At 33.3% G+C, this 12,029-nt stretch carries 11 protein-coding genes and 1 tRNA gene; 7 read left to right on the top strand and 5 right to left on the bottom strand.

The features are described from left to right. Nucleotides 1–3 precede the first annotated feature (3 nt). From galK to V7719_RS08140, 4 genes are read right to left on the bottom strand one after another with little or no spacing between them, the layout of a single operon-like run. Complete coding sequence (gene galK, locus V7719_RS08155; protein ID WP_335729395.1) at nucleotides 4–1,152, bottom strand: galactokinase; 1,149 nt, start codon at nucleotides 1,150–1,152, stop codon at nucleotides 4–6. 5 nt (nucleotides 1,153–1,157) lie between these two features. Next, nucleotides 1,158–2,804, bottom strand: coding sequence for a solute:sodium symporter family transporter (locus V7719_RS08150; protein WP_335729394.1), 1,647 nt, complete (start codon nucleotides 2,802–2,804; stop codon nucleotides 1,158–1,160). Then, on the bottom strand, nucleotides 2,792–3,736 hold the full coding sequence (locus V7719_RS08145) for an aldose 1-epimerase (RefSeq protein WP_335729393.1): 945 nt from the start codon (nucleotides 3,734–3,736) through the stop codon (nucleotides 2,792–2,794). The genes V7719_RS08150 and V7719_RS08145 overlap by 13 nt, the downstream gene beginning before the upstream one ends. Nucleotides 3,737–3,740: 4 nt before the next feature. Next, complete coding sequence (locus V7719_RS08140) at nucleotides 3,741–4,739, bottom strand: GntR family transcriptional regulator (protein WP_335729392.1); 999 nt, start codon at nucleotides 4,737–4,739, stop codon at nucleotides 3,741–3,743. 108 nt (nucleotides 4,740–4,847) lie between these two features. On the opposite strand from V7719_RS08140, the gene V7719_RS08135 reads away from it, so the two are divergent. Further along, complete coding sequence (locus V7719_RS08135) at nucleotides 4,848–4,970, top strand: hypothetical protein (RefSeq protein WP_335729391.1); 123 nt, start codon at nucleotides 4,848–4,850, stop codon at nucleotides 4,968–4,970. A 313-nt stretch (nucleotides 4,971–5,283) separates the two neighbouring features. On the opposite strand, the gene V7719_RS08130 is transcribed toward V7719_RS08135, so the two are convergent. Next, a tRNA-Arg gene (locus V7719_RS08130) sits at nucleotides 5,284–5,357 on the bottom strand. A gap of 101 nt (nucleotides 5,358–5,458) precedes the next feature. Here V7719_RS08130 and V7719_RS08125 point away from each other — a divergent pair. The 6 genes from V7719_RS08125 to V7719_RS08100 all read left to right on the top strand — a co-directional run bounded on the left by V7719_RS08125 (nucleotide 5,459) and on the right by V7719_RS08100 (nucleotide 11,969). Next, nucleotides 5,459–6,019, top strand: coding sequence for a YeeE/YedE family protein (locus V7719_RS08125; RefSeq protein ID WP_335729390.1), 561 nt, complete (start codon nucleotides 5,459–5,461; stop codon nucleotides 6,017–6,019). A 4-nt stretch (nucleotides 6,020–6,023) separates the two neighbouring features. Next, nucleotides 6,024–6,431 carry a DUF6691 family protein gene (locus tag V7719_RS08120; protein ID WP_335729706.1) on the top strand — a complete coding sequence of 136 codons (408 nt, stop codon included), beginning with the start codon at nucleotides 6,024–6,026 and terminating at the stop codon, nucleotides 6,429–6,431. A 103-nt stretch (nucleotides 6,432–6,534) separates the two neighbouring features. Further along, the gene (locus tag V7719_RS08115) at nucleotides 6,535–7,941 is read left to right on the top strand and encodes an MBL fold metallo-hydrolase (RefSeq protein WP_335729389.1); all 1,407 of its coding nucleotides are present in this window, start codon (nucleotides 6,535–6,537) and stop codon (nucleotides 7,939–7,941) included. A gap of 123 nt (nucleotides 7,942–8,064) precedes the next feature. Then, entirely contained in the window at nucleotides 8,065–8,661 is a 597-nt protein-coding gene (locus V7719_RS08110) for a TetR/AcrR family transcriptional regulator (protein WP_335729388.1), read from the top strand. A gap of 144 nt (nucleotides 8,662–8,805) precedes the next feature. Further along, nucleotides 8,806–11,154, top strand: a complete 2,349-nt coding sequence (locus tag V7719_RS08105; RefSeq protein WP_335729387.1) for an efflux RND transporter permease subunit — start codon at nucleotides 8,806–8,808, stop codon at nucleotides 11,152–11,154. 44 nt (nucleotides 11,155–11,198) lie between these two features. Next, a complete protein-coding gene (locus V7719_RS08100) occupies nucleotides 11,199–11,969 on the top strand; it encodes an outer membrane lipoprotein-sorting protein (RefSeq protein ID WP_335729386.1) in 771 nt (256 codons plus the stop codon). Nucleotides 11,970–12,029 lie beyond the last annotated feature (60 nt).

The following is a 12,029-nucleotide window of genomic DNA, read 5'->3' as shown; positions in this document are numbered from 1 at the left end:
TTATCATTTAACTACTTGTGTTCCTTGTGACAACTTTACGCTATATACAGAACAATCTTTTTCAAATGCTGCTCTGAATTTTTTAGAAACCTCTTTTTTGAATTTTTTGAATTCGTTTTTTTTAACGAGGCTAATGGTACAACCACCAAAGCCCCCACCCATCATTCTGGATCCAATTACATGTGGATTTTCCTTTGCTCTATCCACAAGAAAGTCTAACTCATCACAACTCACCTTATAGTTTTTTCTTAAGCCTTCATGTGATTGATATAACAAATCACCTAAAGCTTCAATATCATCTTTTTTAATAGCTTCTGAAAATTGCTGCACACGATTATTCTCATTAATAACATACAATGCTTTTTGATAATCTACAACTGAAATGTCGCCAATAATTCCATCAAGCTCTTCTTTAGAAGCATCTCTTAAGGCATCAATTTGCAATAGTTCTGATACTTTTTCGCATACTTCGCGTCTATTGTTATAAGCGCTTTCAGATAAATCGTGCTTTACATTACTGTTAATGAGCATCAACTTATAATCCTTAAAATCTATTTTATAAGGTTGAGATTCAACCGTTCTACAATCCAAAAGAAGCGCACTATTTTTAATGCCAAACATACTTGCATACTGATCCATGATGCCACATTTTACACCTGCAAAATTGTGCTCGGCTTTTTGAGAGACTAAAATCATTTCATGTTTAGACAATCCTAATTCGAACAATTCATTGAGTCCATATGCAAAACTATTCTCTAAGGCAGCAGAAGACGACATGCCAGCTCCTCCTGGAATATTACCTGCAAAAACACTATTGAAATTTCCAACGTGTTTACCAAGCATTTGCAATTCAGCAACAACTCCTAGAACATAATTTCTCCAACCTCCATCTTCTAAAGCTTTGATGTTTTCTGTGTTAAATTCGTATATTTCATTCTTATTTAAGGCACACGCTTTACTAACATTTGAATCACTCTTACTTATCGCAAGCGCAATTCCTTTATTTATCGCAGCAGGAAATGCAAAGCCATCATTATAATCGGTATGCTCTCCAATAAGGTTAATTCTACCTGGAGAAAACACGATTAGAGAATCGGTTTTAAACTGCGATTTAAAACTGCGCTTTACTTCTTTAATTAATTTTTTATTCATTTGAATTAAGCAAAATAAATATAGACACCTATTACAATGACACAGATCGCAATACCAGTTTGTTTAGTATATTTCCAAGGCGTGATATCGACTTGTTTGGTGTATTCTTGTACAAAAGGTTCTTCTCTTGGTTTCACCCATCCTATAATTAGCATTATGATTACGTTTAGTACAAATAAAATTGCCATGACATCTAAGAAATGAGGATAAGCTTGTGTTTCTACTAAAGCTAAAGCAACTTCATCTGTAACTCCAGATTCTTTTGCTGATTTTAATGCTTTAGTTACAAAGTAAGGTTGCATAAAAAACTGGCTGAGGATATATAATAAACATCCAGACACTAATCCGACTTTAGCTGCAAGAGCAGGTACGCGCTTGGTTAAATAACCGACAATGATAATAGAAAAGATAGGAATACTATAAATACCGTTAATCTCTTGTAAATAGTCAAATAAGCTTCCTGCATTTGCAATAAGTGGTGCAATAAACATAGAAGCAATAGCTAAAATAACACCAAAGGTTTTACCATATTTCACAACTGTTTTTTCATCTGCATCTTTATTGATATGCTGTTTGTAAACATCAATACCAAACAAGGTTACAGAACTATTTAAGACACTGTTAAATGAACTCAAAATAGCGCCAAACAATACTGCAGCAAAGAAACCAACCCAAGCACTAGGTAATACCTTTTTTACTAACATAGGATAAGCACTATCTGCACTTTCTAAATTTCCTTGAAATATGTGATAGGCAATTATACCTGGTAATACAACAATTATTGGGCCCAGAATTTTTATAAATGAGGCTAATAATAATCCTTTTTGACCTTCCTTTAAATCTTTTGCACCAAGCGCTCTTTGGATAATCTGCTGGTTAGTTCCCCAATAAAACAATTGCACTAACATCATACCTGTAAAAATGGTATAAAACGGCACTGGGTCTGTTGGTCCACCCATTGATTTAAACTTATCTGGATTTTCGGTTGTCAACGTAGAAATACCATCCATAATACTTCCATCACCAATCATCATTAAACCAAAAATTGGAATTAAAATACCTCCAATTAATAAGCCTACTGCATTAATTGAATCTGAAATAGCAACAGCTTTTAATCCGCCGAAAACAGCATAAATAGAACCTATTACACCTATTCCCCAAACGCAAATCCAAATGGATTGTGTATGTGTTACACCTAATAATTCTGGGATATCAAACATCCCGCTAATAGCTAAAGAACCTGAGTATAAAATCACAGGAAGCAGAACCACCACATAACCAGATAGAAATAAAACTGAGGTTAGTGTTTTTGTAGTAACATCAAATCGTTTTGCTAAAAACCCTGGCACTGTTGTTAATCCGCCTTTTAAATATCTTGGTAATAAAAACATAGCTGTAACCACCATCGCAATCGCTGCTAGTGTTTCCCATACCATTACTGATAATCCACTTTGGTATGCAGAACCATTTAATCCAACAATTTGTTCGGTAGATAAATTGGTCAATAATAATGATCCAGCAATAACACCAGCTGTTAAGCTACGACCTCCAAGGAAGTAACCATCTGAAGACGACTCTTCAGTATTTCTCGTTTTGTAATAGGATATGATAGCAACTAAGGCTGTAAACCCGATGAATGTTAAGAATTGCATAGTTTATTGATTAGTTTGTTAGTTTTTGTTTTGGAGTTTAAGGTTTCGATTTTGATATTCCATTCGACATTATATGTATCATTTGGATCTAGCATTTGTAAACCTATTTTATTATTAAAATTATCAGCCGCACCAGTCATTGGCTCAATAGCAATGACGTTGGGTTGATTTGGTGTGTATAGTTGAAGAAAATTTTCTATTGATGTCGAAGTTAATTTGAAACTATATTCTGGTGTTGAAAATTCAAGTTCATTTGTTGCAAGTGGATAACCATCATCTAATTTTACATCTTTTAGTTGAAAAGGCATTTCAACATCTAAGCTAGTTGTACCAGAAATAATTTGCTGATTATCGAAACGATATTTTTTACTACTTACAAAATTTATAGAGCTATTATTTAAATCTTTACTATTAAAATAAGGATGCCATCCTAGAGTGAATGGAAATGTTTTATCACATTCATTTACGACTTTAGCAGATAGATTAAGTCCACTTTGACTTAGTGTGTAAATTAATTCAATATTGAATTTAAAAGGGAATCCTTTAGATTTACCTGCATCTTTATATTGCAACGTTAGTGATGCATAATTTGATGTTAGCGTTTTATGAACACAAACAAAAGTCTTGTTATATACTAAGCCATGTAATGCGTTGTTCTTATCGGATTCGTTGCAGTCTAGCTCATATTTTGAATCATTAAAAGTATATTCTCCATCCTTAATTCTGTTTGCAAAAGGAAATAAAACAGAAGACGCATAATTGTCCTTATAGGTTGAAGTATCGAAATCTGCAAGAATTTGAATCTTCTTAAATACGAATTTGCTCAATCGACCTCCTTGATTAAGACATATTTGTCCTTTTGATTCACCATCAGAACTTGCCATTTCTAAGTAGTGTAAACCTTGTGTTTCTATTTCTGTTAGTGTATACAATCTTTTATAAGGATTTTCTAAGGATTAGACTATTTGGATTTTCAACTTGAGCGAATTCATTATTCAAAATCATTTGCGCTAATCGTGTACCCATAAGGTTAAAATTGGTAGATATCGTTGTGATTCCTCCTTCAACAATTTCTTTTAAAAGTGTATCATTATAAGAAATAATCCCAATGTCCTTGGCAAGTGTTAAACGCTGTTCTCTTATCTGTTTAATGATTCGAATTAAATTTTTATCATCTAAAATGACGTACAATTCCCCACTTAATAATTCTCGATCTTTTAATGTGACAATAACTTCATTTTGAATGCTGTTATGTGAGCAAAACAAATTAAAGCCATCTAAAATCCCTTTTGGTTGACGTTCTTCGCGATAGAATAGAATCGCTTTTTGATATTTTTTTATTTGATTAAGTCCTGTCTGTAGTCCTTGATATATATCTTTTTTAAAATTTTGATGAATAGAAGGGTAATCTCTTAACTCCGAATGCATTTGATCTAGGATATAGACTTTATCATTTGGTAGTCTATTTATCACATGTTCTGTTCCTTCTAAATTAGCTGGCATAATAACATAATAACTATAATCACCTGCATTGTCATTTATTAATTTATTGAAGACATCAAGGTTGAAATGATGAAAAAAGATATCAACTTGCACATTCTCACCCATCCCATTTAAAAAAGAGTTGTATAAGTCTTCTTTAAAAGAATTAAACTCGTCAAATAATAAAAATATTTTTTGATTAACATCAACATCTTCGCTGATAACATAATAGCCTTTACCAACAATGGACATAACAATCCCACGAGTCTTCAATTCATTAAAAGCAGTAAGCACAGTATCTCTAGATAGGGAATATTGATTTTTTATGCTATTTAAAGAGGGTAGCTTATCTCCTTTTTTAAGTGCACCATTAATGATTGCTTCTTCTATTGATGCTACAATTTGCTTGTATTTAGGCGTGCCAGATTTATCTTTAATTGTTACGATTCCCATGAGGCAAATATAGAATAATTTAAAAAAAACACAAACCGGTAGGTACTGGTGGGTTTTGGTGTAAATACTTTATATATTGCACGGTTAATTAATACATATTAATGATAAATGAAAAGTAAAGTTACAGGAGGATGTGGATATATTGGATTTCATACAGCTATTGAATTAATAGAATATGGTTTTGAAGTTGTTATTTTGGACGACTTATCAAATTCTACGGAAAACACTTGAGCGTATCTATAAAATTACTGGAGTAACTCCAACTTTTGTAAAAATTGATTTAAAAGATCAATCAGAAACTAACCCTATTTCACAGAATATGAATAAATTAAATTATCTTCTAATAAGATAATTAATGGTCACAAATTGGTCACAAGAGAAAATAAAAAAAATCCTAATACATTATTATATAACGTATTAGGATTCATCTAGTGACCTCGACTGGGTTATTTCATGATCCATACTAAGCTCCGTTTTAAAAATAGTTCAAACAAAAAAAACGCTCAAGCAAGCTTGGCGTTTTTTCTTATTGACTATTTATTCGTGACCTCGACTGGATTCAAACCAGTAACCTCTTGAGCCGTAATCAAGTGCGCTATTCAGTTGCGCCACGAGGCCTTTTTTGTGGGTGCAAATATACTATTTTTATTAATTTATATCCAAACTATTAATTCAAAAATCTAAATTCTTATTTTTGAATTTAATTTCACAACACTTTTATGGAAGTAATTCTAGAACCTTGGCCATGGTATGTTAGTGGCCCGCTAATTGCCATCATCATGTTTACCCTTATTTATTTCGGAAAAACATTTGGTATGTCCTCTAACCTTAGAACACTATGCGCCATTGGTGGTGCAGGAAAAAAAGTTAAGCATTTTGATTTCGATTGGAAAACTCAAAGCTGGAATCTTACAGTTGTTCTAGGAGCTATAATAGGTGGATTTATAGCGCATTTCTATTTATCTGTGCCAACTAACATAGATTTAAACCCAGATACGGTTAACGCACTCAGTGCACTTGGTTTTGAAAATGCAGGACAAACTATCCTTCCAGCCGAGATTTACAGTTGGGATGCGGTGTTTAGCCTAAAAGGTTTAGCTATTATAATTATTGGTGGTTTTCTTGTTGGCTTTGGAACGCGCTACGCTGGTGGCTGCACCTCTGGTCACGCGATTACAGGCTTAAGCAGTTTACAATTGCCATCGCTTATTGCTGTTATTGGTTTCTTTTTGGGAGGCCTCATTATGATTCATTTACTATTCCCTTTAATTTTTGGTTAATATGATAAAGTTTTTAAAATTTTTAGTCGTCGGAATTATCTTCGGAATCGTACTCGTAAAATCCGAAGCAGTCTCATGGTACCGCATCTATGAAATGTTCAAGTTTGAATCCTTTCACATGTATGGTATTATAGGCACTGCTGTTATCACAGGAATCATTTTACTCTTGTTGAGCAAAAACATTAAAAATATAAATGGCGGACTCATGACTGTTCCTAAAAAAGCCAAGGGGTTTACGCGTTATATCGTTGGCGGAACAATTTTCGGATTGGGATGGGCACTCTCTGGCGCTTGTCCTGGACCAATGTATATCCTAATTGGAACTGGTGCATTTTCAGTAATCATCATTATTCTTGCAGCATTATTGGGAACTTATACCTACGGCATTTTGAAAGATAAATTACCGCATTAGCCAAAGTTGATTTTTGTCAGTTAAAAAAAATACTTCGTATCTTTGGAGCAAAATTTAGATTAAAAATTAAACCTCTCTTTTGAGGAGTGAAATTGATATTCCTATGAAAATCGAACAATTATACACCAGCTGTTTAGCCCAAGGTGCTTACTATATAGAATCTAATGGAGAAGTTGCGATTATCGATCCGCTTCGAGAAACGCAATCATACATTGATAAAGCCCATAGCAATAATGCGAAAATTAAATATATTTTTGAAACGCATTTCCATGCCGATTTTGTTTCAGGACATGTGGATTTAGCTAAAAAAACTGATGCTACAATTGTTTACGGGCCTGGAGCTGAAACAACTTATGATATTCATTCGGCACAAGATAATGAAGACTTTAAACTTGGAAATATTACCATAAAAGTATTACATACACCTGGTCATACCTTAGAATCAACGACGTATTTATTGATTGATGAAAACGGAAAAAATCATGCTATTTTTTCTGGTGACACCTTATTTTTAGGTGATGTGGGTCGACCAGATTTAGCCATTAAATCTGACTTAACTAAAGAAGATTTAGCAGCCATGCTATTTGATTCCTTGCGTGATAAAATAATGCCCTTAGCTGATGACGTTATCGTTTATCCAGCTCATGGTGCAGGTTCAGCCTGTGGAAAAAACCTCAGCAAAGAAACTGTTGGAACTATTGGAGATCAAAAGAAAACCAATTACGCGCTTCGAGCAAATATGACCAAAGCAGAGTTTGTAGAAGAAGTTCTTGATGGCATTGCACCTCCTCCACAGTATTTTGCAAAAAATGCAATGCTAAACAAAACGGGGTATGATACCTTTGAAGCGGTATTAAAAACAGGCAATATCCCTCTCAGTCCTGCAGACTTTGAAGCTATGGCAAATCATGAGGAAGCCGTAGTTCTCGATGTAAGACCACAAAATGAATACATTAAAAGTCACATCCCAAATTCGATTTTCATTGGATTAAATGGTGGATTTGCACCTTGGGTTGGCGCTTTAATCACAGATATAAAACAGCCTATTCTTTTAGTAGTTCCAGAAGGCAAGAGTCAAGAAGCTGTGACACGTTTATCTCGTGTTGGCTATGATAATACACTTGGATATTTAGAAGGCGGAATCAATGCTTGGACTAAAGCTGAAAAAGATACAGACACATTAGAATCTATTTCTGCTGAAAAATTTGCAAACAGGATAAAAAATGGAGGCGTTACTATTTTAGATGTTAGAAAAGATGGTGAATATGCTAGTATGCATCTAGAAAATTCTCAACACTTCGCTTTAGATTATATCAATGAGCAAATGAGCGAAGTCTCAAAAGATACAACGTATCATATCTATTGTGCTGGGGGTTACCGAAGTGTCATTGCAGCTTCCATTTTAAAAGCAAGAGGTTTTCACAATTTAGTTGATGTTGCTGGAGGTTTTGCTGATATCAAAAAAACTGATTTACCTATGACAGACTTTGTTTGCCCTTCAACCTTATAAGACATAAACTACTGATAAACAATAATATAATAGTAATTTAATTGAATTTATAATAATTTTAACATTTAAAAATTTGATTTACTAGACGAGTGGTCATATATTTGCCTCATCAATATTTATAACATGTCCAAAACCTTAAAACACGACCTTAAAGCAGATACTCTTTTAGATAAAGGGATGGAATTGCTGTGGTCTAAAGGATATAATGCGACGAGTGTTAACGACATTGTTAAAATAGCTGGGATTCCTAAAGGATCTTTTTATTTTTATTTTGAAAGTAAAGAAGACTTTGCAGTAAAAGCAATAGAAAAATATTTTTCTATGATGTTTACACCGGCTAGAGAGATTTTGGAAAACAAATCGGTATCCCCAAAACAACGGCTTTTAGATTTTCATGAATATCGACATAGTGTTCTGAAAAATGAAATGGATTGTAAAATGGGTTGCTTGGCTTGCAATTTAGGCAGTGAAATGGCAGAACATAGTGAAAAAATCAGGACAACCATTTTAGTAAAAGAACAAATGGTATTGTCTTTAATAACCAACGTTATTCAAGAGGCTCAGGATTTTGGTGAGATAGAAAATAAGATGGCAGCTGCAGATATTGCTGCATTTATTGAAGATGCAGGAAAAGGAGCTATGACAACAATGAAAGAAATGAATAGCTCTTATCCCATTGATAATCTCATGAATATCATAAGAAATACACTTTTAAAATAATTTTTTTAATCAGTTTATAGACGACCGGTCAATTTTTTTTAACATTTAAAGTTTGGCACGAACATATCATTAGAATCGTCTTATATAAACTAACGAATGATTAAGTCAATAAACTAACTGACTGGTCAACTAAAATAATAAAGAATGAATGCATTAAAAAAAGTAAGCAACGCTTCAAATAAATTTGCGAAAAATTGGGCGAAATTTGTAATTAAGCACAAGTGGAAAGTGCTTATCGCTACAGTATTATTAGCTTTTGGTCTCGCCTCTCAAGGAAAAATGGAATTTGATGGTGATTACCATGTTTTTTTCAACAAATCTAATCCAGAATTAGAAGCCTTTGATGCGCTTCAAGAAAAATACACAAAGCTCGACAATGTTATTTTGGTTCTTTCACCTTCAAATGGTAATGTGTTTACTAAAGGAAACCTTACTGCCATTGAAGAATTAACTGCAGAATCTTGGAATACACCATACTCGTCTAGAGTTGATGCTATTACCAATTTTCAGCATACAAGTGCCGTAGGCGACGATTTATATGTAGATGACTTGTCTTATGAATCTGCTTTAAAAACAGATGCTGAAATCGCCGAGATTAAAGTAAAAGCACTAAAAGAACCATTACTTGTAAATCGTATTATAAACGAAAAAGGCAGTGTTACTGCAGTAAATATTACGGTAAGATTACCTGGTAAAGATAGTGCTGCAGAAATTCCTGAAGTAACTGCTTTTGTTAGGGGCATGATTGCTGATTTTAAAGATAAGAATCCGAATTTTGAGGTACACACTTCTGGTTTAGTACCATTGAACACGGCGTTTTTTGAATCTTCAATGAATGATTTAAAGCTTACCGGGATTATGATTCTTCTAGTTCTCATTGTGACACTAATATTAACCAGAAGTATTTATAGTGCTATTACAACATTAGTTGTTGTATTATTTTCAATTATAAGTGCTGTAGGTTTCATTGGTATCATGGGTATCAAATTAACGCCTCCATCTGCTACTTTTATGACCATGATTCTCACGCTTGCGGTTGCAGATAGTATTCATATTTTGGTCACTATGCTACAAAAAATGCGTAAAGATGGTCTTAGTAAAGTAGATGCATTAATAGAATCTATTAGACTCAATTTTATGCCAGTATTTATTACGAGTTTAACAACGGTTATTGGGTTTTTAACTATGAATTTTGGCGATGTCCCTCCTTTTTGGGATTTAGGAAATATTACTGCCTTTGGAATGACAATGGCATTTATTTTTTCAACCACTACATTACCGGCATTAATGGCAATTTTCCCAGTAAAAGCGAAAGCAAAAAAAGAAACTACCAAAACCAGGAAAAACAGGTATGTATCGTTTGGTGAGTTTGTTGTAAAACAACCCTTAAAACTAACGATTATTTCTGCTGTAATAATTGGTGTAATGACCTTTATGGCAACAAAGAATGTATTTAATGATGAGTTTATTAATTATTTTGATGAAAGTGTTGAATTTAGAACAGATACAGATTATATAAGCGATAACCTCACAGGGATTTATAATATAGAACTTTCTGTTGGAAGTGGAGAAAGTGGCGGAATTAACAACCCAGTATATCTTAGAAAACTAAATGCTTTTGAAGATTGGTTGAACCAACAACCAGAAGTCGTTCATGTAAATGCTTTTAGTGAAGTTGCGCGACGTGTTAATCGATCTATGCATGGCGATGACGAAAGTTTTTATAAAGTTCCAAGCAATAGAGAAGAAGCTGCTCAATATTTATTATTATATGAACTGTCCTTACCATTTGGTTTAGATTTAAACAATCAAATAAATGTCGATAAATCAGAAACTCGTGTTACAGTTACACTTAAAAACATTAGTAGCCCAGAAATTATTGCTTTTGCAAAACGCAGTGAAAATTGGTTAAAAGAAAATGCACCCGCAGAAATGCATGCTATTCCTGTTAGTCCAATGCTTATGTTTTCAAATCTAGGATTCAGACAAGCAGAAAGTATGTTTAACGGAAATATAATTGCCCTAATTTTAATTTCACTAGTACTTATGCTTGCTTTAAGAAACTTTAAACTGGGTCTATTAAGTATTATTCCAAATGTAACACCTGTACTTATTGGCTTTGGCTTATGGTGGCTCTATAAAGGCACCATTAATACTGGAATGGTTATTGTTTTTGGAATGACATTAGGTATTATTGTTGACGACACAGTGCACTTCATGAGTAAATTTTTAAGAGCACAACGCGAATTGGGCTACAACGCCAAACAAGCTGTAATCTATGCGTTTGAAACTGTAGGAGAAGCACTTGTAACGACAACCATTGTATTGTTAGCTGGTTTTATCGTGCTTTCAACATCAGCATTTGCTTTAAACAGTTATATGGCACGAATTACAGTAATCATTATATTGTCAGCACTAATAATCGACTTTATTTTATTACCATCATTACTTGTTCTTATAAGTAAAAAGGAAACAAAAAGCATTGACAAATAGTAACCACAAACTAAACACGATAACTAATTTTAATACTAAATAAGATGAAAAAAATAATTTTAGCTCTTGCAATTTTAAGCACACTAGGAATAAATGCTCAATCTGCTGAAGAACGCGGATTAGAAATTGCAAAAGCAGCAGAACAAGCCGATTTAGGGTTTAACAGTTCTACGGTGGATTTAAAAATGACATTAAAAAACAAAAATGGTCAAACCAGCGAACGCGATTTAACCACTAAAACTTTAGAATTAACAGAGGATGGTGATAAATCACTAATCGTCTTTAACAGTCCAAAAGATGTTAAAGGTACAGCTACACTTACGTTTACACACAAAACGGTTTCAGACGATCAATGGTTGTTTTTACCTTCAATTAAAAGAGTAAAGCGTATTTCATCTAACAATAAATCTGGTCCTTTTGTAGGTAGCGAGTTTGCATATGAAGATTTATCTTCGCAAGAAGTTGAAAAATACACTTATAAATTTCTTAAAGAAAATGGCAGTCTTCTAACCGTTGAACAAGACCCTGTAGATCCAAAATCTGGTTATACAAAACGTAATGTTACCTATAATAAAGATAAAGGATATAGAGTTGAAAAAATAGATTTTTACGACCGTAAAGGTTCACTTTTAAAAACCTTAACCTATTCTGACTATGAGCTCTATAAAAATAAATTTTGGAGAGCTGGCGTCTTTAATATGGTAAATGTACAGAGCAATAAAGAAACACGCCTAGAATTTAGTAACTATAATTTTGAAGTCAATTTAGCGGAAGAAGATTTCTCTCAAGTTGCTTTAAAAAGAGCAGGTAATTAATAGCTTTTAAAAGAGTCGCGACACCGTTAACTATTTAATTTCATGGTTTTTAGATAGTGT

The sequence above is a fragment of the Psychroserpens sp. genome (genome assembly GCF_036960315.1).
Classification (GTDB): Bacteria; Bacteroidota; Bacteroidia; order Flavobacteriales; family Flavobacteriaceae; genus Psychroserpens.
Note: the sequence above shows the minus strand (reverse complement) of the source record. Positions and strands in the feature narration are given on the sequence as shown.

Excerpts from the sequence above, each read along its gene's own strand:
- V7719_RS08140 (WP_335729392.1), bottom strand. The coding sequence starts at position 4,739 with ATGGGAATCGTAACAATTAAAGATAAATCTGGCACGCCTAAATACAAG.
- V7719_RS08115 (WP_335729389.1), top strand. The coding sequence starts at position 6,535 with ATGAAAATCGAACAATTATACACCAGCTGTTTAGCCCAAGGTGCTTAC.
- V7719_RS08135 (WP_335729391.1), top strand. The coding sequence starts at position 4,848 with ATGAAAAGTAAAGTTACAGGAGGATGTGGATATATTGGATTTCATACA.
- V7719_RS08110 (WP_335729388.1), top strand. The coding sequence starts at position 8,065 with ATGTCCAAAACCTTAAAACACGACCTTAAAGCAGATACTCTTTTAGAT.
- V7719_RS08150 (WP_335729394.1), bottom strand. The coding sequence starts at position 2,804 with ATGCAATTCTTAACATTCATCGGGTTTACAGCCTTAGTTGCTATCATA.
- V7719_RS08105 (WP_335729387.1), top strand. The coding sequence starts at position 8,806 with ATGAATGCATTAAAAAAAGTAAGCAACGCTTCAAATAAATTTGCGAAA.
- galK (WP_335729395.1), bottom strand. The coding sequence starts at position 1,152 with ATGAATAAAAAATTAATTAAAGAAGTAAAGCGCAGTTTTAAATCGCAG.
- V7719_RS08100 (WP_335729386.1), top strand. The coding sequence starts at position 11,199 with ATGAAAAAAATAATTTTAGCTCTTGCAATTTTAAGCACACTAGGAATA.
- V7719_RS08125 (WP_335729390.1), top strand. The coding sequence starts at position 5,459 with ATGGAAGTAATTCTAGAACCTTGGCCATGGTATGTTAGTGGCCCGCTA.